Origin of the sequence: uncultured Porphyromonas sp. (assembly GCF_938023125.1) — a bacterium.
Lineage (GTDB): Bacteria > Bacteroidota > Bacteroidia > Bacteroidales > Porphyromonadaceae > Porphyromonas.
The window spans coordinates 257,484-279,727 of the sequence record NZ_CALHDW010000017.1 but is presented as its reverse complement, the minus strand read 5'-3'; the positions used below and the strand labels follow the sequence as shown (position 1 = coordinate 279,727).

Here is a 22,244-nt window from a genome sequence, read left to right as displayed (position 1 = left end):
AGATGAAAAAAATAGCATTTTTCCTCAGCGCTATCCTCGCGTTCGCTACGATCTTTACATCGTGCAACGTAACGCGCTTGCCCGAAGGAACTCCTTTGCAGGAGCCTTTCCAGGACATCAAGATGGCAAAGCAGAACCGAGATGCCGTCTATGCGTTGCTTATTGGGGTGGAATCTCCCGACAATCTGAACACTGCAGATGTACAGACGGACCTTTACCACCTTACGTATCTTGATAACAACTCTCTCAAGGGTCTTTATACCTGGCAGGAGCAGTCTGTACTCGATCATGGTGATATTAATTCTTACTATGCAGCTTACTACCAAACCCTGATGCAGGCTAACTACTTCATCATGCGTGCGGAAGAACTTATTGCTAGCGCTGAGTATCAAACTACAGACGAAGAGAAGACTCTCCTCAAGCAGTACATCGGAGAAATCAAGATCATGCGTGCTCTTGCACACTGGCGTTTGATCCAACGTTTCTCTAAGCCTTGGGATGGTACTACTGATAACGATGAGCAATCAGGTATTATCTTGATGACTCAGTATGACCCCCTCAAGGGTGCTAAGTCTAAGAAGGCTACCCGTGCCGAAGTTTATCAATCCATGATTGAAGACCTCGACTACGCTATTGCAAACATCCCCGCTGATGCTAATATGGATGTAAAGCCTGCTATCTATCTCACTCGCGACTTCGCTTATGCTGTAAAGGCTCGTGTATGCCTTACAAAGCATGACTGGCAGGGGGCTGTAGATGCTTGTGATGCATTCATCAATAAGTATGCTATCAATGTTGATGGTGATGCTCCTTCTAAGACGAAGTCTCTCACCTCTATCTGGCAGACCGAAGATAGCCCCGAAATCCTTGTTCGTCTCCGTGCTACGGCTCAAGATGGCTTTGTTACAAGTTCTCTTCTTTCTGCTAGTCACAGAGAAGGTTACAAGAATAATAAAGACTATAAGGATAAGACCAGAGCTTGGTTTATCTACTACATGCCTTCTCTCGTATTGGAAAAGTGGGTCGTTGACCTCTATTCTGCAAACGATATCCGTAAGAAAGTATATGTTGATACAAAGGGATTCTATCGTGATGATCTTGGCGCAGAGTTCAATACTCTTACGAAGTACATCGGTAATCCTTCTCTTAATACTGATGCGAAAGTTCTTCAGTTCAAGTTTGGTGTTCACCTCTTCAACGTAGCCGAAGCATACCTTATCAAGGCTGAAGCTCTTGCTGAACTTGGTAGAACTGCAGACGCTGCCGAAACTATCGTTAAGCTCGAAAAGTCTCGTCTCACCTCCGGATATCCCGATCCTCTAGACTTTGGTACAAAGGATGAAGTGATCAAAGAAATCCGCAATGAGCGTGTACGCGAGCTTGTAGGTGAAGGATTCCGTACCAACGACCTTGTACGTTGGGGAATGGGCTTCAAGCGTGGCGAACCTCAAGTTGGTGGTCTTACCGCTGCCGGACAGATCTTCGGTACATCAAGCGCTGTACAAGAAGTGGGTCGCAACCTCGAAAAGCAAGCTGGTGATAAGATGTTCATTTGGGAATTCCCTCTCCGCGACCGCGAGAACAATGAGAATCTCCAGAACTTCCGTAACTGGCGTTAAGATACTCTCTCAGAGGAGTTGAAAAAGCCTCCGACACCCTGCTAGGGAACGGATTTTAGCTCCTCTCCGAGGTCCTGTAAAAGGCTCTCCCTCTCTTTCGTAGAGAGGGGGAGTTTTTGCTTTATAGAGCTAAGGTGTTGGAGCCTCTAGAGAGAATCTTTATCGTAATAGAGGAAAAATGGGAGAGAATTGGGAGAGTGTGGGGAGTGTAAATACAGAAGGGAAAGGATGTTTTTTTGTTGTATCTTTGCCTAAGTTATGCAGAAGAGATACTTCGTTCACCCTATACTTGTGGGCCTACTCGCCGTTGTTTGGATGGCGCTCCCTCATTCGTCGCTTCGGGCGCAGTCTTTGGAGGAGCTGGTCGCAGCTTTGCCCGAGGGTACAATCCCCTTTTTGGATCTCGAGGCTCGCGATTCTCTACTAAAGGCCAAGCCCAGGCAGGAGGTGGAGGCACAGGGTTTGGGATCCCTTTTCGTGCTCAAGGTGGAGGAGCGCACCAAGCGTTTTCTCTCTTTCGGTACGGGAGCACTCTCTTTTGAGATGGTTGCCTTGCCTCATAGAGGTGGAGATATTCTATGTTACATTACGACTATAAAGGAGCCATTTACCTACTCAAGCATTTCCTTTTTTAATAAGCGAGGCGAAGTACTTTCGCCCGAGAGTCTGCTGTCGGATTGCCCCATAACCAATTTGCTCCTGCCCGAAGCTAGTGACCAAGATCGGGCGAATGTTTTTTCGCTAGCACGCTATATTACCTACTCTTCTAGGGAAGAGGTTTTGACCGTGTCGCTCGTGCCGGAGAGTGCCTCTACGGAAGAAGAAAAAGCACATTGGCGAGCCTTGCTGCGTCCGGATCCCCTTCGCCTAAAGTGGAAGCGTAAGTCTTTTCAACTTCAATAACTCGGATTTCGTTGGGATAGATAGCCCATTAGTTTTATATGCAAGCCCTCACGTCTAAGCAAAAGAAACTCCTTATTGTAGCAGCTTTTGTCGCTGTTGTTTTTCTCTTGGGGTTGTTATTCTTCTCGCTTCTCTCTAGGGAACGTCACCATTTGGAACAAGAGAAAAAAGAACTTGTGGCGATGGAGCGTTCCAAAATGCAGGAGGAGCTCTCAGCTCTTCAGGAGGAATTTGGGATTCAAGCGCAGAAGATTCGAGGTGCTTCCGGCTACGGGGAGAATCGTTTGCACATAGCTTCCGACTCTATTCTCGATCAATTGAGTGAGGCTCAAGCCAAGGTCGATAGGCTTACGGCAGAGCTGCGTGCGGTAAAAGACAACGATGCCAAGCGCATCAATGAGCTGTCGCAGGAGATTACGTCGCTTCGCAAGGTTTTACGTTCCTATGTGGCGCAGATCGATTCTCTTCAGCGAATCAATACGGAGCTACGGGCAGAAAATCAGAAAATGAGCGACCATATAGAGGCTACTGAGGCAGAGACGCGCAAATTGGCAGGGGAGAAAAGTTCTCTCACGGCCCAAGTGGCTCGTGCCGCTCGGCTCGATGCTCAAGGGCTTCGGACTGCCTCTCTTGATAAGCGGGGACGTGCCACCCAACGTATTGATAAGATCCGAACGATAAAGGTTGAGGGGACTATTGCTCGCAATGTTACGGCACAGCCGGGTCGCAGAGTCCTCTATTTGCGCATCCTGAATCCTAACGATCAACCTCTTGCGGGGGATGGGGTGGCTTTCTCTTACGAGGGGAGCACGTTGCACTCTACGGCCTCCAAAGAGATAGAATACGGAGGGGAAGACCTGCCCTTTGTACTCTACTGGAATGTGGCGGAGACCCTGCTTGTAGGCACTTATCGTGTGGAGTTGTTTGCCGATGGATCGCTAATCGGACGCACCTCTTTCTCCCTTCGCGATTAGTCTTAGGCTCCAGGGCGAGAATGCCTGTCACCGAGGGCTCCCTTCGGAGTAATCCATACATCTTGATTTATCCTATACCCTCTCAGCAAAAAAAAAGGTACTTTTGTACGCTAAGACAGCAGTGTATGCCAACGCAGTATGAGTACAGAGCACTTTGTGTGGAGTAATAGGATAACTGCCTTTTTGCTACTCTTCTTCCTAATCTTGGGGGGAGGGTGTACGATGCGTCGTCCTTCCGTTTTTACTACGCCGGTTGTCTTACCCTCTGATACTCTGAGAGAAACGCCTGCTTCTCTACCCGATACAACCCTCACTTCTGAGCCTCCCTTGTCGGATCTGGCAAGTCTGAAAAGCGAAGCTCCGGCACTCGGATTAGACTCATTTCCCCCGGATTCTCTCGGGCGCCCCACGGCATTAGCCGATTCCCTCCCCACTACGACCCGCCCAGATAGTTTGGCTGCAGAAACGGACGAGCCGGATTCTCTTTTTTCCTCTCCCGAGGGGCAAGAAAAACCCATCGTACTAGAGAGTGTGATCGAATTCGCTGCAGAAGACTCCATTGTGATGCTAGGGCAAAACCGGGTTTACTTCTTTGGTAAGGGCAAGGTGGACTATCAGTCGATGAACATACAGTCCAACTTCATGCATATCAATACGGATAGCTCGGAGGTGTATGCGCAGTATGTTTTAGACCACGAGGGGCATCCTACGGCTTATCCCACCTTTACGGATGGGAAGCAAACGTTTGAGAGCGAGACCATGCGCTACAACTTCCGCACGGAGAAGGGCTACATCACGGGTATCCTCACCCAGCAGGGAGAGGGATTTTTGATGAGTGATGAGGCAAAGCGTATGCCCGACAATACCATGTATATACAAGGCGGGCGTTACACTACGTGCGACAATCACCTCAACCCTCACTTCTATCTCCAACTCACCAGAGCCAAGGTCGTACCCGACAAAAACATAGTAGCGGGCCCTGCTTATATGGTGATGGGGGGCGTTCCTCTCTATCTTATTGGGTTGCCTTTTGGCTTTTTCCCTTTCAATGAGCAGCGCACCTCGGGGCTTATCATGCCCTCCTATGGAGAGGAAGCCGATCGAGGGTTCTACTTGCGTGGCTTGGGATTGTACTACGCTATCAACGACTATGTGGATCTGACGGCACGTGCCGATCTCTATACCAAAGGCTCTTGGGGGCTCTCGCTTGAGTCTAACTACCGGAGGCGTTATAAGTATTCGGGGCATGTTACTGCAGGCTATGTCTCCACGTCTCGGGGGGATAAGCAGATCCCGGGCGACTATTCCAAAACCAAGGATTTTACGTTCAATTGGTCGCATACGCAGGATCCAAAGGTAGACCCCTTGCGCACCTTCTCGGCGAGTGTCAACTTCTCTACGAGTAGCTACAACCACAATTCGTTAGAGACAATGTACGACCCCGATCGTAGGGCCGAGAATACAAAAGGATCTAGTGTGAGCTATTCTCGCCGCTTTACGAGCATCCCTCTCTCTCTAACGGCCGCACTCAATATCGACCAGCGGTCGCGAGACTCCACCCTGTCGGTGTCGCTGCCTAACCTTTCGATTTCGCTCAGTACTATTTACCCATTTAAGAGGAAAAAGCGAGTGGGGAAGGAGCTGTGGTATGAGAAAATCTCGATGAGCTATTCGGGTTCCTTCCGCAATAGCATCACTACCAAAGAGAATCTTATCTTACAGAGTAGCCTAGTGCGTGATTGGCGCAATGGGATGCAGCATAGTATCCCTATCTCTGCCTCCTTCACCCTATTCGACTATATTCGCATCACCCCCTCGCTAAACTACAATGCCAGGTGGTACACGAGCCGTACTACGATGCGCTATGATAGCACTAAAGAACGCCTCGTGGATGCCGATACAACCTATGGGTTCTATCATGTCAATGACTTCAGTCTCTCGCTCTCTGCCTCCACTACGCTATACGGATTCTATAAGCCGTGGAAGATCTTTGGAGACAAAGTGCAGATGATTCGCCACCGCATTACCCCCTCTGTGTCGTTGGGGTATAGTCCCGATTTTGGTGATCCATTTTGGGGTTACTACCGCACTGTGCAGTATACAACCCCCGATGGGCAGTTGCACGAAGAGCCTTATAGCCTCTATCGCAATGGTATCTTTGGGGCACCTAGCCGTGGTAAGTCCGGGGCCATTTCGTTTAGTTTCTCCAACAACTTGGAGATGAAGATCCGTGCGCCTCAGAGCGATACTACGGACAACGAAGAGGCCTTCAAGAAGATTAGTTTGATCGACCAACTCGATTGGAGAGCAAGCTACAACATGATGGCAGACTCCATGCGTTGGAGCAATATCTCCGCTTCTATTTCCTTCCGTTTCTCGTCTCGTTTTTCGCTGCGTCTGAGCGGGGATTTTGATACGTACCTCTACGATTATCAGCTCGATGCCAACGGCAACCCCAGACCCTATCGGGTGAATAAACTTCGTGTGCTCAATGGAAAGGGCCTTGGCCGATTGATTGGCACCGGTACCGGCTTCAGCTATCAGTTCAATAACCAGAGCTGGGGTAAATTGGTCGACTGGTACCGAAAAACCTTTAAGAAAAAGGCGAGTGAGGTCACAGAAGATCAGATGGCGGACAATACTTCTGCTCCGCAAGATGATGATATCCCCTCGCAGGGCGATCCTATGAGCCTTGATGGGGCGGCGGGTGTTGTGTCGCGCCAGCGATCGTCTCAAGATATCCTGGGAGCGCATGATGCCGATGGCTATGTGTCGTGGAATTTCCCTTGGAACTTCTCCTTTAACTATAGCATGAACTTGGGGTATGATTATGCAAAGTTTGATACGGAGAGCCGGGAATATCGCTATAAACTGACCCACAACCTCAGTTTCCGTGGCGATTTTAAGCCCACAAAGAACTGGTCGTTTATGTTCGATGCCAACTACAACTTCGACCTCAAACGCATTACCAATATGACTCTTTCTATCGCACGAGATCTCCATTGTTGGCAGCTCTCGGCGAGCATCATCCCCATTGGCCCCTACAAGAGCTATACGGTTACTATTGGCGTCAAGTCACAACTTCTCAAAGATATCAAGTATCAGCAAGCCAATCTCACCACGGGCAACAGTGTCTCTTGGTACTGATCTCCCGTCTATTTTATCCGCTACACTATGAACGTTTACGAATACCTCAAGCAGAGAGTCCCACCGGTTACCCTCAATCTTATCCTGATCAATTTGCTGATTTGGTTGGCGCAGATCGTTTTTCTTCGCCTTGGGTTTGACCTCTCTCAGGTGCTGGGGCTCAAGTACTATGCGGCGAGCTCCTTCTATCCCTTCCAGCTTTTTACTTATGCCTTTTTGCACGATACGAGTAGTTTTTCTCACATCTTCTTCAATATGTTCTCGCTCTTCATGTTTGGAGGAGCCGTAGAGCAGCGGATGGGGGCGTGGCGATACCTATTCTTCTATGTCACTTGTGCGCTTGTGGCCGGGCTTTCTCAAGAGATCTTCTGGTTTACGGAGTTGCACGAGGTAGCCTCCTCAGGGGCAGAGATGATTAACCTTAACGGCGTACAGACGCTTCCCCTACAGAGTTTCCTAAACCTCTTTGTAACCGTTGGGGCCTCGGGAGCAGTCTTTGGCTTGCTCCTTGCTTTTGGGATGCTTTTCCCAAATGTTCCCATGTATATTTTCTTTATTCCTATTCCCATCAAGGCAAAGTATGTGGTGATTGGTTACGGCCTTGTGGAGCTTTTCTTGGGTATCTCCAGCTATGGCGATGGCGTTGCGCATTATGCCCACTTGGGCGGCATGCTAGGCGGTCTCGTGCTCTTGCTCATTTGGAGAAAGAAAGGAGTGGTACGATGAGTCGCCCGGGGCATGTCACCTCTTTGCGTGCATTTTGGCAGCAATCCTCGCCGGTCCTTCGTCTTATTAGCATAACGGTAGGTTGGACGCTGCTCCTTTGGCTTCTCAAAGTGGTGCTCCAGCTCTCGTCCGTCCCCTCTTCGTGGATCGATGTACAGCTTGCACTCCCGGGGAGTCTCTACACCCTCGGCTCCAGACCTTGGACGCTTTTTACCTACATGTGGTACCACAACGACCTCGGTCATCTTGTGGTAAATATGCTCCTTCTGTACATCTTTGGGCGCCTTTTCTTGACCTACCTTACACCCCGACAGTTCTATATTGTCTATGTCTTGGGAGGCGTCTTGGGGGGATTCCTTTACCCGCTGCTTTTTTCCGTTCTCGATGCGATGGGGATTTTTTATATCCATCTGCCCCTCTATGGTTCCTCGGCCGCAATTCTTTCTTTGATTGTTTCGATTGGAGGCTACTGTCCGAAAGAGAAAATCAGATTCCTCTGGATCGGCTCCCTCTCACTATACGTTGTGGCTCTTATTTTCGTTATAACCTCGTTGCTGTTCAACCTGAATAGGAATGTGGGCGGCTCTATTGCCCATATTGGCGGGGCCATTTGGGGGTTGGTTTTTGCACGATCTCTAAGGAGTGGAGTAGATATAACACGTCCGATAGCTCGCTTGTGTGATCGGATAGCATCGCTTCTAAAGGGGCGAAAAACAACCTCCCGGGCGGCTGCCTCTCGGCGGTATCGCCGGGACAATACCTCTTCCTCTTCATCCTCTTTTGAGGGGAGAGCTACTGCTTCTGCCCCCTCTTCGGCAGCCGACTCTTCGCCTAAGGCTTCGGATGGCCCCACCCTAGAGGAGGTGCTAGATAAGGTAAAACGCTCAGGCTATAGCGCCCTCTCCGACGAGGAGCGAAGCCTACTTTTCGATAGGTCTTCTCGGCAAGACGCCCCAAAAGTCTAATTATTTTGCTAGCTTTGTACTACCTCCAGACAAACTCCGGAAGAGGGCTTTACTAGGATGTAAGGCACAAGACTACATGACGCAACGATCCGACATCACACCTCAAGAGCAGACGGCTCGCCACTCTCTCAAGCAGCTTTCGAGACCTCGTAAGAACGCCCCAAAAGCCTCTTCGTCTCGTGTCTCTCGCTATCGTGATTTCTTCTACAATCTTTTCCATTCGGTTTCTTGGCTTATCAACCTCTTTTTGGTGGCCTTGCCCTACTTGTTGGCTCTCTTGGGGCAGTATCTTTCGCCTCGCTTTTTCCTCTTCCCGGCCTATTTGGGTTTAGCCTTCCCCTTCTTGCTTTCGTTGGTCATCATCTTCTTCTTGTTTCGTCTTGTGCGGAGGCAATGGCGGGGTTTCTTCTTTAATTTTCTCTTGTTGGCCCTCTCGTGGTGGAGCATTCGCACGTATATTCCCTTGCACGCCACCCCTTCGGTAGTGCCCCCTCATGCCGTTAAGGTTTTGTCGCTCAACTGCCAGGCCTTTGCTTATGAGAAGCACACGGAGGAGCATCCCAACCCTACACTCCAATACATCAAGGATAGTCATGCGGATATTGTTTGCCTGCAGGAGGCGGCAACGATGCGCGATGACACTCCCTACGTCTCTTCTAAAAAGATTGAGGAGTATCTGCCCGAGTACCCCTATGTGGTAACACGCTATGCCCAGGGAGATCGTGGTACAAGTTTGATGCTTCTCTCCAAATTTCCGGTGCGCAATACCCGTATGTTGCCTCTTGAGTCTACGTTTAATGGAGGGATTGCCTATACGTTGGATGTGGCAGGCCGGGAGCTTACGGTTTTCAATTTGCACTTAGAGTCTTTCCGCCTTAGCAAAGAAGATGGTTCCCGCTACGAGCGCCTAGCCCGGGAGGTAGAGCCAGTTGCACTCAAAGAGCAGATGGAGCAAAAGTTGGGCCCTGCCTTTGTCCTGCGTGCCAAGCAGGCCGATCGAATACATGTAGAGATTATTCATGAGAAGACGCCCTATGTGCTTGTCTGTGGAGATTTCAACGATACGCCCATCTCCTATGCCCACCAACGGATTGCTTCTAACCTTGTTGATGCCTACGCCTCTACGGGATGTGGGGTTGGTTATAGCTTTACCTTCAAGCGTCTAGGCTTCCGTATCGATCATATTTTACACAGTCATCGGGTTAAGTCTTATAATTGTAAGGTGGATAAGTCGGCGACCATAAGCGACCATAAACCCGTATCCTGTTTTATCTCTCTCGAGTAATTAGATCCTCGTATCCCTTACTATGGATCCTACACCCCAACATAAATTACGCGGATTGCTGATTGCCGGTACCTCTTCGGTATCCTTCGGTTTTATCCCTCTTTTTACGCTACCCTTGATGGCTATCGGGTTGCGCACCCCCTCTATTCTTACCTATCGTTTTTTGTTTGCAGCCCTTGCCATGTTCCCTCTTTTGCTCTACAAGAAGATAGATCTTAGGCTCACTGTGCGAGAGATTGGGGTTCTGATCTCTTTGGGGCTCGTCTATATTGCCTCGGCTATGGGACTGCAATTGGGGTATCACTATATGCCCAGTGGGGTAGCCACTGTGGTCCATTTTACCTATCCGGTCTACGTTATCCTGCTCATGCTTATCTTCTACAAACAGAGGCCTACGAGGGTTATGGTGCTTGCCATTCTCCTTGCTTTCTTAGGGGTGCTTTGCCTCTCGGGCTTGGGGTTGGAGATGGTGGATAGTCGCTTTTTGATAGGGATGCTCATCGTGGCTCCTACGGGGTTGGCCTATGCTTCTTATATGGTTATTGTCAATAAGAGTGTGGTGCGTACGATGAACAATATCAAGCTTAGCTTTTACGCCTTGTTGGCTTGTGGTACCGGATTCCTGGTGATTGCCCTGTTTTGGGGCGGTCTGCAAGAGATCCCCTCTCTTGAGGCTTGGGGGTTGACAATTGCTCTTGCGATTATCCCCACAGTAGTTGCCAACATTGCGTTGGTAGAGGGGGTGAAGCAGATCGGCTCTACCATGAGTGCGATATTGGGAGCCTTGGAGCCGCTAACCGCTGTGGTGATTGGATTCCTGGTCTTCGATGAGGTGCTAACGCCTCTGCGCATTGTGGGGGTTTTTCTTATCATCCTCTCGGTGCTCCTTATTGCCCTCTCGGTGCGTATCGCCTACTTCCTCAAGGTTTGGCGTCTTCGCAAGAGGCATCGCTAGCCCTTCTGCTTTTTTGGGGGCGATAGAGCCCGAAGAGAAAACAAAGAGACTTGCCTCGCTTTTGTAAAAGAGTGGGGCGAGTCTTTTTTTTGCCTGTCGGCACAAACTTTTTAGGCTGGAATGTAGTCGCCTTTCTGCCCAAAACTTTTTTATTTCTTAGGTGAAAGTGGAGAGACATTCTGGGCAGGAGCGGAAATTTTTTCACCCTGATTTCTCTCCGTTTTTACACCTCTTCTTATGTGGAGTAGAGGAGGTTGCGAGGGAATCTGCAAGGAAACTTATTTATATTTTAGAATTATCATACCTTTGTGCTAGATTATGAAATAAAAACAACACAGAATGAAAGATGAAAGCAAAAATTACTATCCTCTCTTGGAGTATTGCGGCATTAGGAGCTGTTGTACTCACTAGCTGCAACTCCCAGCCTAAAAGAGATCTTTCTCCTCAAACTCATAATTCACCAACCCTCGTAGAGCAACAAATTGCCAATTTGTACCAATCTATCTTCAATGAGCTACCTCAGGGAGGACTTCGTGCCGCCTCCAATGAGAAAGTAGGTAATGGAGAAACTTATATTACTAATTTTGCTAGTGGAGGCTTTATGCTCTACAATGTGGATTCATTGGGTGAAGTGATACTGCTTGGCATCTCAGAGAGAGGATCTCTTTCCACTCAGGACACTATCCATCAACCGATGCTTCGGAATATCCTAAATCAGGCAGCAATACTCGGAGAAGAAGTAGCTCCGAAGATACACAAAGATCTAGAAGAAAGCAATCATGGGGATCCCTCAAGGCCTCCCCTTCCATGGATTCGAGAACATTTTGGGTTCCCTAGATGCACTTTAGACACAGAAAATTTTGAGAGCAAAAAGCCCATGAAACCCTCAACCCTAGAGTTTGGACAATATGCTCCATTTTTCAACTACCTACCTAAGAACAAAGAGACCAAACACGACTTGTTGGGCTGCGCCAATACAGCTCTTGCCGCCTTCTTTTCATTCTATAAACTTCCCAAAGCAATAGTATGCAACAACAAGACCACAAAAATGGATTGGGAAGAATTGTGGGACTTGAATAGACGTGTATATAAACCTGACGAGGGAGATGGATGGAAAGATCTGCTAGAGAAAAATTCTATTTTATCAGACCAGATAGCTCTCATGTGCATGTACATCTATTACGAAACTGGGCATATTTGGTCAGGCAGCTCTGGCACTGCAGTAGAAAACTGGAGAGTAGAACGTTTTTTGAAAAAACATAATTTCAATCCGGATGTAGTTGATTACGATGAAAAGACCCTTTTGGCTTATCTCCAAAAATATAAGCGACCTGTACTAGCTTATGGAGAAGGGGATAACACATTCAATTCTTGGCACTACTGGGTTTTTGATGGATATATGGAGAATCGGGGTGATCTCATTTCTGTACGGCAAGATTACGAGGGAGGCCCTTGGGTAAAAGACAAGGTTATCAAGAAGAATGTAATCTCTCGTTTCTACCATTGCAATTGGGGATGGAATGGTTATAACAATGGATACTTTCGCAGCCATTTACTGAGACCATTTTACCGCTATGGTATCGTTTCTCCAACTACAGAACTAAGAACCGATCTGCCGGACAGTGAAGAGAATTATGCTCGCCATGGCAAACTGTTTCTAACCTATCCTAAGGATTTGGCAGAGTCTTGGACTGTAAAATAGAGTGGGAAGAATATGAATAGATATAAGAAAGCATTGGCATTGGGGAGCGTATTACTCCTCTTCCTTATCGGGATTTCGGGCTGTTTCGAAAAACCCAAGTATTACCCTCACTATCTTACGGGCTTTGTGGAGCCGGATACCTTTCAGCTGTCGGAAAGATATCTCTACGATCGCCTTTACGACTATTCCGTCGTTTGTAGGCTTAAGGTGTTCAATAAGAATCAAAAAAAAGTCTCACACTATGGCTATGACGGAAGAGATCCCAAAATCAAAAACTTTCTCTCTCTTATCGGGGATACTCATTACCCGAGCAGAAGTAGAGAGGGGCGTCTTGGAGATCACAGAACAGGTGTGATAACGTCCCCTAAAAGTATTGCTGTCACGTGCGACCACGACTATAACGAAACGCTCAAAGCCGGGATGCTACTGAATGAAATTACTGCCATATCATTCATCGACCAGCTAAGCCACATCCGGAGCGGCTATCAACTAGGCTCCAATGTGGCAATCATCGATCTGAAAAACGAAGCAAATCTCAAACGATTATTGGCCTCATCTCCCTTTTGGCATCTCCTGATAGAGAGAGTCCCCGAAGCATGGAATGGTGAGACCGTCCGCTTTACAGTCACCATGGTACTCCCCACGGATAAGGGAGACAAATCCATTACCGACAGCATTGATGTGAAGTTCCCAACTCCGAGCAACAAATAGGTTTATACAAGAGCCCATATGAGAGTAAAAGGGCTTCTCTCTTTTTATTTTCTCTGTATTTCTATTGTAGAGGCAAGAGAGAGGGAGATAAAGGAGGTCGTACGCCCAGCCCCATGGTGGTTTTTGTTTATCTAAGCGTCGTACTTACAACTGGGAAGTACAACCGAATGAAGTTCTAGCACTACTTTCGCCATGCCGTTGCACTTGGTACCGGAAGCTGCATCTTTGGAAAAATAGCCGAGACTATTGCAGAATCAAAAATTATTTGTACCTTTGTCACCGCAATTTGGAATAGGGGTCTGGAACCTTGCGGATGACGCTCTACTCAATTGCTTAGGGTTATGGCCCTTTCGTCTATCGGTTAGGACGCAAGGTTTTCATCCTTGAAAGAGGGGTTCGATTCCCCTAGGGGCTACAAACGAGGGTAAAGGTGCCTCTCAACGTTGAGTTGAGGGGCACTTTTCTTTTGTCATCTCTTGTGGTTTGTTGTATATTTGTGGAGCAGATCTATAAGTTTGTAGTTCTTTCTTTTCATTTGAGTATAGAAGAAGCCCTTTTGTTTTCTCTCAGAGAGGCTTTACTTCTTTTTCTCTCTCCGTTTTAAAGGAGATGAAAGTATGTAGCATTCACTTATTGTGTGGGTTGTATGAATACAAATAGAGTAGCTTTATCCGGATTCCTTCCGTCCACTAGACGCTCTTTCCCCTTACTTCTATTAGGGTTGTTGGTGTTCTTTATTTCTAGTTGTAGTCCCTCAGGGAGTGGCTCCGAGACTTTGCCTCTTTTTTTGCTCTCCGATACGCTTGTGCAGATGGAGGTGGGAACGGACTTTATCCTCAAAGTAAATGTCCCTATCGGGGAGATCGAAAGTGAAGTAAAAGACCCCAATATCGTTTCGATTGATCAGAGGTTGTGCATTAAGGCTCTAGCAGAGGGGAGTACAGAGATCCTTCTCAAATACAAGGGTTCTCGCCAAGTAGTGCATGTCTCTGTGGTTGCTCCGACGTTTGATCAGGAGCGTTTCCCAATGCTTCCTTGGCTCAAAATGGGGGCAACAGAGGAAGAAGTGAAAGCTTGGGAAGCGGAGCATGGCGGCGAAGTTTTTCTTAGTGGAAAGGTGCCTGATAGCGAGGATGAAACTTATATAACCTTCCGGATTAACGAAAATACTTATCCCTTTAGGGAATACTTTTTTGAGAGAGGAACCTTGGCTGAGAGCCGTGTATGTGTAGATGATTACGAGGAGTACTGGACGCTTGACGAAGGGGGAAAGCCCACCCCTAAAGCCCAAGATCTCGTCTCTCAATGGGGCTTCCGCTTCTACGGCTACAACAACGAGAATGTATATCCTACCGCCGTGGGGTGGAGTGCAGCTCTCCGCATGATGTGCTATTATGGGCCTAGGATCATGGCGGGCAAGACCTTTATGATGTTCGATTTCTTCGAAAGTGACGAGCCCTCTGTAGAGCCTGAAGAACCTGGGGAGGCCACTTTCCTCTTGACTCCAACCCCCGGAGGTACATCTTCTCTCTTTATTATGATTGAGTCTCCGGAGGTTTTTACAATAGATTGGGGCGATGGAACAAACAAAGAGTACTCGGCAGGCAACTACGAGCTTGAGAAGACGATTAAAGGCACTATCCTAGGTACGACCCTGCGTGTAGTGGCTCCCAAGGCTACCTCTTTTGGCGTGTTTGGTGCGAAATTAGATGCCATTGCTATAGGCGATGCCTCTAAACTCGAAGAGCTTCGTCTTATTGGGAGCAATCTACAGCAGTTAGACTTGAGCAAGTGTCCTGCCTTGCGCTTCCTCTCTGTTGGTAATAATAAACTGAAGTCTCTTGATCTCCATCGTAACCCTCGTTTGGAGGAATTGCACTGCTATAAAAACGAGATTTCCCATCTAAACTTATTGTCGTGTCCCAAGCTCAATCTCCTCTATGCGCAAAAAAATCAATTGCAAGAGGTGGATCTCGCAGCTAACCTTGCCCTTCGCAACTTGGCCTTGTCCACAAATCCGTTGCGTAGTATAGATGTGAGTAAACATGCTCTTTTAGAAGAACTAACGCTCTCTGATACACAGCTAAAGACCTTGGGAGCACTTCCTCCCCTCTCCCATCTCCTTACCTTACAGCTCGCTCGGGTAGGGCTGACAACCGAAGAGTTGAACGCCATATATACTGCATTGCCCGATGTAAGGGGTATCCCCATCGCAGATGATGAGAAGCCTTGGAAGTGTGTACTCAATCTGCGAGAGGTCCCCAATGCCGCCAAGAGTTCTCTCCAGATCGCTAGAGACAAGGGTTGGAATATCCAGCAATAGACACAAATAGTCATACTCTATAAAACATTTTTCATGATGAAAAAGCAAGTACTCTTATCACTTATCTTCGGGCTATTTGCCCTTGGATGTATCTCAAAAAGTTGGGCACAATACCCCGAGGCCCCTTTGGCTATCATTCTCACCACAGAGAATAAAACGGACGAACTGACCTTGACGATGCAAACGATCAAGCCCATTAAGATCAAATGGGGCGAAGTACAAAAAGACTACACCCCGGAGCAAGTGGCCGAAGCCGGAGGCGAGCTATCGGGTACAACCTCCACGGGGCGCATTGTGATTTATTATTTCGACAAAGATGCCATCACCTCGCTATCCGTTGCAGGGTTGTCGCTTACACGCATAGAATTCGCAGGTATAAGTGACATTTCCGAATTCTCTGCTCCCGACAACAAGCTCTCGTGGATTGCGCTTGAACAATGCCCCAATTTGACCTATCTAAATCTCTCTCGTAATAAGCTCGAAGATATGTATGGAACGTACTTCAAGAAATTGGAAGATCTTCGTCTGGATGGCTGTGGACTGAAATCCTTTAGTCTACAACACTGTCCTAATCTCCGCAATTTTAGTATCAGAGATAATGAATTTACGACGCTAGATCTCTCCAAATTGGAGGATTTGGAAAGCCTAGAATGCAGTAAAAACAGCCTTGCGGGGAGCATTGACTTCTCTGTTTGCCCCAAACTCAAGACGATAAAGGCAAAGGGAAACCAGCTGACCAACATTAATATTTCGGGTCTTTCTTCCCTCGTTAAACTAGAGGTTGATGGGAATGAATTGCTCGAAGTAAAAGCAAAGGACAACTCGTCATTGGCCATTGTAGACCTCACAAACAACAAGATGGATGCGTGTGCTCTTGATGATCTCTACCGAGCCCTCCCCAAAAAGGCGCAGAAAATCACTGTTGGAAAAGATCTTCTTGTAAAGAACAACCCCGGTGCCAAGACTGCCAAAAGTAGCCTCGCAGAAGAAAACAATTGGGTAATAGACCAGAAGGGGGATGCTACCGGATGTGAGAAAGCGTTGGAAGAAACCACCTCGTCTAGCACCCCATATGCTTTTACCTATGAGGGGAAAATATGGGTTGTTACCCCCGCTAGTGGTTATGCGGCAACTCTCTATACTCTTGAGGGAAAGCGCTTGTCCACTCAATCTTTGCCCTATGGTACGGTTTCTCTCTCGGCTGCACTTGCCTCGGGTAATTACCTCGTGGTTGTAGAGGCTGAGGGCAAAGAACCTGTGACCATAAAGGTGACTTTGTAATACCTTTGGACTTAGGATTTATAGCATAGGTGGCCCGTGCATCCCAAGAGGAGCAGAGCGGCCTATGCTTTTATGTGCCTTGATGGAGTGTATGGCCCGATGGATTAAAAGATTGTTGTACCCCTCATGGGGGCTGTCCTCTTCCTTGTTGCAAAGGAGGTTTGCTCAGCGCATTGTAGTGGTAACGGGGGCTTCGAGAGGGATCGGAGCGGCCCTTGTTCGTCTGCTGCAATCCTATCGGGGGCATTTCGTTTTGGTGGCTCGCTCGGAGTCCGAATTGCTGCAACTTGCTCAGGAGGTGGAGGCTTTGGGAGCATCAGCGGAGTGCTACGCTGTAGACCTTCGAGAGCGAGAGGCTCTTGCTGCTCTCTGCCGTACTCTTGCGGAGCGTTACCCTCGAGTGGATTATTTCTTCGCCAATGCCGGAAAGTCGATTTGCCGCTCTTTGGAAGACTCTCAAGATCGGTTACACGACTTTGATCGTACGATTGATCTAAACTACCGTGCCATGGTCTACCTAGCGCAGGCTCTCTATCCGGCCCTCGCAGCGGCTCGGGGAGTAGTCGTTTATACCTCCTCGGTAAGTCTATTGTACCCTCCTGCTCCCCATTGGGCAGCCTATCATGCCTCAAAGGGGGCTGCGGATATTTGGTTGCGTACAGCTCGTGAGGAGTGGGCTTTGCGTGGAGTGCGCGTACGCATTGCCTACATGCCCCTTGTACATACCTCCATGGCCGACGTTAATCCTCGCTACGTCCATCTCCCCGGCTACACCGCGGAGGAGGCGGCTACTCGGCTTATCCGCTTGGCCGTTGGACGGAGATCTTCTTATGCTCCTTGGTGGGCTCGACTCTCTTCTCCTTTGTCTTCCCTCTTTCGTGGGCTCGTAACCTATGTCTACCGACGCATGTCTCACTGATATCTCTTCTATCCCTATATGCACCAACCAACCTATTCCCTCTCTGCGGCTCTCCGTCAATTGCATTTTATTACCCCTCGGGGGATTATTGCATGGGTGCGGGCTTTTTGGCGAGATGGGGTCTCCCTTATGACGCTCCTCGGGTATGCTGCTACCATTTATCCTCAGCGAGAAGCACTCCTCTACGAGGGGGGGGCTCTGACCTATAGGCAACTCTACCAAGAGTCTCTGCGTCTGGCTCGTCGTTTTCAAGAGAAGGGGTATTGCAAGCGAGGGGGGCGAGTCGCTCTTCTCTGTCGCAATCACCTAGAGTTGGCTCTTCTTTTACCGGCTCTCTCCCGCTTGGGGATTGGAGCCTATCTACTCAATACCGATATGAGTGAAGAGCAGTTGGAGCGCTTCCTAGAGGGGCGGAAGTATGATCTTTTGATCCTGGATGAGGAGTTTCGTCAGCGTTATTTTTCTGGCAAAGAAGCGCCCATGCCCCTCCTTACCACGGAAGAGCTGGGTAGAGTGCGCTCGGAAGATAACGGAAAGTCTCACCGCTCTTTACCCCGTATTGGCCGAGGCGCCGAACTCTCTGTGCTTACGGGCGGATCAAGTGGTAGTTACAAATCTGCCGATCGTCGCCCTTCTGCGGTCAATTTCTTACCGCCTTTGCTTGCCCTCATTCGGTCGATTGGGATTCATCGGGGGAGTACAACCTACCTTGCTTTACCCCTATTTCATGGCTTTGGTTTGGCCACCTTGTTCGTCGCTTGGGTGATGGGAAAACGGGTCTGGCTCACCCGCCGTTTTCGTGCTGAGGAGGCGTTGGAGGGGATTGAACGCTACGGAGTGGATGTTTTGCCAATAGTGCCTGTGATGCTGGCTCGTATGATGCTTTTGCCTCAGGCAGCAAGTAAGATGAAGAGTCTGCGTTGTGTTATTTCTGGAGGGGATCGTCTCGACCGCAAGCTTGTAGAGCGAGTGCATCGGGAGGTTGCTCCCATCATTTATAATCTCTATGGCACCTCAGAAGCCGGATTCTTTCTTCTCGCAACTCCTCAGGCTCTGGATGCCTATCCCGAGGAGACAACCTTGGGATTCCCTATCCGTGGGGTAAGATGTAGGGTGCACAACTCGGATGCAGATGGAGTAGGGGAGCTGTGGGTTTCGTCGCGCTGGGCCATGCAGGCTAGGCGCAACAGCTGGCAGGCAACCGGAGATCGGGTGTGGTGCAGTAAGGAGGGATCCTATTTCCACCGGGGGCGAGTCGATAGGATGGCCGTCTGTGGCGGAGAAAATGTTTATCCGGAGGTAGTGGAGCGTGTGATAGAGAGTCATCCCGAGGTAATTGCTGCCCAAGTGTATACGACCCCGCACCCCGAGTTTGGTAGCGTGCTGGCCGCACGTGTAGAGCTTTCTACGGATTCTCATCTCACGGCTGAGGCGCTTTCTGCATGGATCAAGCCCAGGCTCTCTCGAGCGGAGCAACCCCACAAAATTGAGTTCGCAGCTCTAAGTATGCTCTCTACGGGTAAGAGGTCCTCTCTTTAGAGGCGAGTCTACTTCCGTAATTTCTTTGTTTTTGGGAGAGAGATAGGCTTTGTTTAGTGTGAGTTGCTTATCTTTGTAGGGAATAGCGGAGGGCTTGTGACGAAAGAGTTTTCCTTCGGAGAGAAAATATAATGTGGTTGCTAACGACGATAGTACTAGGTTTCTTAATCGGGGTTCTGGTCTCTGCACCTATGGGTCCCGTGGGGGTGCTCTGTGTGCGTCGTACGCTACATCGTGGGCGTAGAGAGGGGTTGATCACGGGCGTAGGAGCCATGATTAGCGATTTGCTCTATGCTGCCGCTTCCTACAAAGGGATCACGATGGTACTCGATTTTATCTACCGATACGAGTTCTTTTTGCAGATTCTCGGAAGCCTTGTGGTGCTCGCTTTTGGTATTCATATGTATTTCTCTCTCCCGAGTTACGATGTGGTGGACGATGGAAAGAGTAAAAGTGCCTGGAAGTTGATGACTTCGTCCTTTTTCTTTGCCTTGGGCAACCCGCTTATTGCTTTCGTGTATATGGCCTTTTATAGCCGCTACAATTTTGTGCCCGATACGCCTACTTTGGGATGGCACTTTGTGGTGGCAATGCTCTCAATAGCGCTGGGTGCGATCTCTTGGTGGTTTGTAATTACCTACCTTGTATTGCGCCTCAAAGAGAATGTGTCGGTGGGAGGCCTGAGGATCTTCAATAAGATATTGGCCCTTGTTTTTATCGGAATCTCTTTTGTTGGGCTAGCTATGTGCTTGATTAAGTTCACTTAATTCCTCTCTGACGATGCAACGTAATTGGCATTATTACCTTGGGGTTTTGCTGACGATTGCATTAGCTGCAATTGCCGTTTGCCTTGCTAAGATCCCTTTTATTACCACACTACACCTATCTCCTTTGATCATTGGTATTGTGCTTGGTCTTATCCTAGCCAATACGATACGGAGCCGTCTGCCCGAGGGGATGACTCCCGGATTAAAATTCGTAGGGAAGCGCATCTTACGCCTTGCGATTGTCTTTTATGGTTTCCGACTTACGCTCTCGGATGTGTGGGCAGCAGGCTGGGCTACGCTCTTAGTCGATACAATCGTGGTTTCTTCTACCCTATTGCTAGGGGCAATGGTGGGGCGTTGGCTCCGTCTAGATAGGGAGACTTCTATGCTAACCTCTGCGGGGAGTGCCGTCTGTGGGGCTGCAGCTGTACTGGCTAGTGAGCCGGTTGTGGGTGCCAATTCTGCCAAAACGGTGGTAGCAGTTTCTACGGTGGTTTTGTTTGGAACGCTCTCGATGTTTCTATATCCCGTCCTCTATCAATTAGGAGTTTACGATATGACCGATGCCCAAGTTGCGGTATATACCGGGTCTACTCTGCACGAGGTCGCTCATGTAGCGGGTGCGGGAGCTGCTATGCAGGCAACTAGTGTGGCAAGTGCCTTTGACATTGCCGGTACGGCCACCATTGCCAAAATGATACGAGTAATACTCCTGGCCCCCGTGCTTATTGTGCTGGGGATGTTCTTCCAAAAGGGAAACAAAGGAGAGACTCGGGCTACAAAACGCATTGCTATCCCTTGGTTTGCCGTTTGGTTCCTTATCATTATTGGGCTCAATACACTCCTCCTATCCTGGGCCGCTAGCTACGGATTAGAAGATACCTATGCTTCTGTGCGCAGCATTATTCGCGGGGTAGACGACTTTATGCTCACTATGGCCATGGCGGCTATTGGTACAGATGCCGTATTTGCTCGCTTCCGTGAGGCGGGATTTAAGCCCTTTGCTCTCGCTGCCGTACTCTATGTTTGGCTTACGGTAGGTGGTTATTTTTTGGTAAAACTTATTGTCTAGATAATCCTAAAGTATATGGAATCAAGTCCTCAAGAAGGCTTCAAAGGTCTTAGTCCTTCTGCCAATCGATCCGTTTTTATGTGGGCAATCTTGTTGCCTATCCTATTGCTTACGCTTATTTTTGGACGAGAGGCCCTGCCCTACTTGAGTGGATTCTTAGGGGCTATTACGCTGTTTTCAGCCTTGCGAGGGCAGATGAGATTCCTCACTAAGAAGTGGCATTTCCCTCGTGGATTAGCTGCCTTTATTCTTATTCTCGAGACGCTTTTCCTTTTCCTGCTCCCGCTTGCCGGTATTGCGTCTATGCTGATAGACCTCTTTACACACACTGAGATCGATCTGAATCAATGGTACCATCAAGCGGTACAATGGGTAGATGAGGCCAAAGACTGGGTTGGTGTGGACTTTATAAAACGGGACGGATTCTTTGTCGATCAGGTGCTCCCGGCCCTTACTAAGATGGGGCAAGCCTTTACAACAAAGATTGTTGTCGGGGTCTATTCTCTCGTGGTCAATAGCGTTGTACTGCTCTTTGTGCTCTACTATATGCTCTACGAGCGAGAGTATTTCGAGACGGCCATCCGAGAGCTACTCCCCTTTACAGAAGAAAATAAACGCATCTTGGTGTCTGAGACTCAGCGCATCATTGCAGCCAACGCTGTGGGTATTCCCCTGCTCGCTATCGTGCAAGGCGGATTTGCCTATCTCGGCTATCTCTTCTTTGGTATAGAGGGAGCGTTGTTCTACGCTGTGCTCACCGCCTTCGCTACCATCATCCCCATGGTGGGTACTATGGTCGTTTACGTACCTCTCGCTCTTGCTCTAGGCTTTGCGGGGAGTTGGGGCTCTTGTGTAGGACTTCTGATTTATGGATTTTTTGTCATCGGGGGGATTGATAATGTAATTCGCTTCCTGCTGCAGAAGTCACTTGCGGATATTCATCCCCTTGTGACTGTCTTTGGGGTTATTTTTGGGGTAAGTATCTTCGGGTTCTGGGGTGTGATTTTTGGCCCCCTTCTTCTCTCGCTTCTGATTCTGCTACTCAACATATTCCGCCACGACTACGTGCCCGGCTCGGCCGCTCGCTCTCATTCAACCCGAGAGGGGAGGAGCGGTCTCTTGCCTAAGTGGCTAAAGAGGAAAAAGAAGTAGTCTCTTTTTGTCGTCTTCTTGGCTGATTTTCTCTCCTTTTTGGGGCGGGAGGGGAGGTGAGAACCAGCTTCGACTCCTAAAGATTCTAGTGTGTACTCCGTTTAAGATTGATCTATTGCTGAGGAGAGATCCCCTCTTAGAGAAAGTGGCAGGAGCGCTACTTTATCTAAGAAAAAAACTACCTTTGTAGCCGAAGATTGTATG

Annotated in this window: 17 protein-coding genes and 1 tRNA gene; all 18 read left to right on the top strand. The window is 48.7% G+C overall.

All coding sequences use genetic code 11. The features are described 5' to 3' along the window. The first annotated feature begins 2 nt into the window (after positions 1 to 2). The 18 genes from Q0090_RS05930 to Q0090_RS05845 all read left to right on the top strand — a co-directional run bounded on the left by Q0090_RS05930 (position 3) and on the right by Q0090_RS05845 (position 22,040). Positions 3 to 1,619, top strand: coding sequence for a RagB/SusD family nutrient uptake outer membrane protein (locus Q0090_RS05930; protein ID WP_297948658.1), 1,617 nt, complete (start codon positions 3 to 5; stop codon positions 1,617 to 1,619). 258 nt (positions 1,620 to 1,877) lie between these two features. Beyond that, on the top strand, positions 1,878 to 2,522 hold the full coding sequence (locus Q0090_RS05925; protein ID WP_297948656.1) for a DUF3256 family protein: 645 nt from the start codon (positions 1,878 to 1,880) through the stop codon (positions 2,520 to 2,522). A gap of 38 nt (positions 2,523 to 2,560) precedes the next feature. Next, the gene (locus tag Q0090_RS05920) at positions 2,561 to 3,496 is read left to right on the top strand and encodes a hypothetical protein (RefSeq protein WP_297948654.1); all 936 of its coding nucleotides are present in this window, start codon (positions 2,561 to 2,563) and stop codon (positions 3,494 to 3,496) included. A gap of 138 nt (positions 3,497 to 3,634) precedes the next feature. Next, positions 3,635 to 6,643 (top strand): putative LPS assembly protein LptD, encoded by a 3,009-nt coding sequence (locus Q0090_RS05915; protein WP_297948652.1) that lies wholly within the window; start codon positions 3,635 to 3,637, stop codon positions 6,641 to 6,643. A 27-nt stretch (positions 6,644 to 6,670) separates the two neighbouring features. Next, positions 6,671 to 7,369 carry a rhomboid family intramembrane serine protease gene (locus Q0090_RS05910; RefSeq protein WP_297948650.1) on the top strand — a complete coding sequence of 233 codons (699 nt, stop codon included), beginning with the start codon at positions 6,671 to 6,673 and terminating at the stop codon, positions 7,367 to 7,369. Then, on the top strand, positions 7,366 to 8,334 hold the full coding sequence (locus Q0090_RS05905; protein ID WP_297948647.1) for a rhomboid family intramembrane serine protease: 969 nt from the start codon (positions 7,366 to 7,368) through the stop codon (positions 8,332 to 8,334). Before Q0090_RS05910 ends, Q0090_RS05905 begins: the two co-directional genes overlap by 4 nt. A gap of 76 nt (positions 8,335 to 8,410) precedes the next feature. Next, a complete protein-coding gene (locus Q0090_RS05900) occupies positions 8,411 to 9,619 on the top strand; it encodes an endonuclease/exonuclease/phosphatase family protein (RefSeq protein ID WP_297948646.1) in 1,209 nt (402 codons plus the stop codon). Positions 9,620 to 9,641: 22 nt separating this feature from the next. Then, positions 9,642 to 10,574: an EamA family transporter gene (locus Q0090_RS05895; RefSeq protein ID WP_297948644.1), complete on the top strand. Its 933-nt coding sequence runs from the start codon at positions 9,642 to 9,644 to the stop codon at positions 10,572 to 10,574. Positions 10,575 to 10,920: 346 nt separating this feature from the next. Continuing rightward, positions 10,921 to 12,276 carry a C10 family peptidase gene (locus Q0090_RS05890; protein ID WP_297948642.1) on the top strand — a complete coding sequence of 452 codons (1,356 nt, stop codon included), beginning with the start codon at positions 10,921 to 10,923 and terminating at the stop codon, positions 12,274 to 12,276. A gap of 12 nt (positions 12,277 to 12,288) precedes the next feature. Continuing rightward, positions 12,289 to 12,987 (top strand): hypothetical protein, encoded by a 699-nt coding sequence (locus Q0090_RS05885; RefSeq protein WP_297948641.1) that lies wholly within the window; start codon positions 12,289 to 12,291, stop codon positions 12,985 to 12,987. 343 nt (positions 12,988 to 13,330) lie between these two features. After that, positions 13,331 to 13,402: transfer RNA gene (locus tag Q0090_RS05880), tRNA-Glu, on the top strand. A gap of 231 nt (positions 13,403 to 13,633) precedes the next feature. After that, the gene (locus tag Q0090_RS05875; RefSeq protein ID WP_297948639.1) at positions 13,634 to 15,310 is read left to right on the top strand and encodes a hypothetical protein; all 1,677 of its coding nucleotides are present in this window, start codon (positions 13,634 to 13,636) and stop codon (positions 15,308 to 15,310) included. Between the two features lie 33 nt (positions 15,311 to 15,343). Beyond that, positions 15,344 to 16,591 carry a hypothetical protein gene (locus Q0090_RS05870; RefSeq protein WP_297948637.1) on the top strand — a complete coding sequence of 416 codons (1,248 nt, stop codon included), beginning with the start codon at positions 15,344 to 15,346 and terminating at the stop codon, positions 16,589 to 16,591. Between the two features lie 148 nt (positions 16,592 to 16,739). Continuing rightward, positions 16,740 to 17,510: an SDR family NAD(P)-dependent oxidoreductase gene (locus Q0090_RS05865; RefSeq protein WP_366136454.1), complete on the top strand. Its 771-nt coding sequence runs from the start codon at positions 16,740 to 16,742 to the stop codon at positions 17,508 to 17,510. Positions 17,511 to 17,528: 18 nt separating this feature from the next. Further along, complete coding sequence (locus tag Q0090_RS05860; RefSeq protein ID WP_297948633.1) at positions 17,529 to 19,049, top strand: AMP-binding protein; 1,521 nt, start codon at positions 17,529 to 17,531, stop codon at positions 19,047 to 19,049. Positions 19,050 to 19,180: 131 nt separating this feature from the next. After that, positions 19,181 to 19,816, top strand: coding sequence for a LysE family transporter (locus tag Q0090_RS05855; protein ID WP_297948631.1), 636 nt, complete (start codon positions 19,181 to 19,183; stop codon positions 19,814 to 19,816). A 13-nt stretch (positions 19,817 to 19,829) separates the two neighbouring features. After that, entirely contained in the window at positions 19,830 to 20,888 is a 1,059-nt protein-coding gene (locus Q0090_RS05850) for a YeiH family protein (RefSeq protein ID WP_297948629.1), read from the top strand. A 15-nt stretch (positions 20,889 to 20,903) separates the two neighbouring features. Further along, positions 20,904 to 22,040, top strand: coding sequence for an AI-2E family transporter (locus tag Q0090_RS05845; protein WP_297948622.1), 1,137 nt, complete (start codon positions 20,904 to 20,906; stop codon positions 22,038 to 22,040). Positions 22,041 to 22,244: the final 204 nt, after the last annotated feature.

Bases quoted from the DNA above. Each gene is read 5' to 3' on its own strand.
- Q0090_RS05905 (WP_297948647.1), top strand. From the start codon at position 7,366: ATGAGTCGCCCGGGGCATGTCACCTCTTTGCGTGCATTTTGGCAGCAA.
- Q0090_RS05855 (WP_297948631.1), top strand. From the start codon at position 19,181: ATGTGGTTGCTAACGACGATAGTACTAGGTTTCTTAATCGGGGTTCTG.
- Q0090_RS05870 (WP_297948637.1), top strand. From the start codon at position 15,344: ATGATGAAAAAGCAAGTACTCTTATCACTTATCTTCGGGCTATTTGCC.
- Q0090_RS05885 (WP_297948641.1), top strand. From the start codon at position 12,289: ATGAATAGATATAAGAAAGCATTGGCATTGGGGAGCGTATTACTCCTC.
- Q0090_RS05860 (WP_297948633.1), top strand. From the start codon at position 17,529: ATGCACCAACCAACCTATTCCCTCTCTGCGGCTCTCCGTCAATTGCAT.
- Q0090_RS05930 (WP_297948658.1), top strand. From the start codon at position 3: ATGAAAAAAATAGCATTTTTCCTCAGCGCTATCCTCGCGTTCGCTACG.
- Q0090_RS05895 (WP_297948644.1), top strand. From the start codon at position 9,642: ATGGATCCTACACCCCAACATAAATTACGCGGATTGCTGATTGCCGGT.
- Q0090_RS05875 (WP_297948639.1), top strand. From the start codon at position 13,634: ATGAATACAAATAGAGTAGCTTTATCCGGATTCCTTCCGTCCACTAGA.
- Q0090_RS05920 (WP_297948654.1), top strand. From the start codon at position 2,561: ATGCAAGCCCTCACGTCTAAGCAAAAGAAACTCCTTATTGTAGCAGCT.
- Q0090_RS05850 (WP_297948629.1), top strand. From the start codon at position 19,830: ATGCAACGTAATTGGCATTATTACCTTGGGGTTTTGCTGACGATTGCA.
- Q0090_RS05915 (WP_297948652.1), top strand. From the start codon at position 3,635: ATGAGTACAGAGCACTTTGTGTGGAGTAATAGGATAACTGCCTTTTTG.
- Q0090_RS05900 (WP_297948646.1), top strand. From the start codon at position 8,411: ATGACGCAACGATCCGACATCACACCTCAAGAGCAGACGGCTCGCCAC.
- Q0090_RS05910 (WP_297948650.1), top strand. From the start codon at position 6,671: ATGAACGTTTACGAATACCTCAAGCAGAGAGTCCCACCGGTTACCCTC.
- Q0090_RS05845 (WP_297948622.1), top strand. From the start codon at position 20,904: ATGGAATCAAGTCCTCAAGAAGGCTTCAAAGGTCTTAGTCCTTCTGCC.
- Q0090_RS05890 (WP_297948642.1), top strand. From the start codon at position 10,921: ATGAAAGCAAAAATTACTATCCTCTCTTGGAGTATTGCGGCATTAGGA.
- Q0090_RS05925 (WP_297948656.1), top strand. From the start codon at position 1,878: ATGCAGAAGAGATACTTCGTTCACCCTATACTTGTGGGCCTACTCGCC.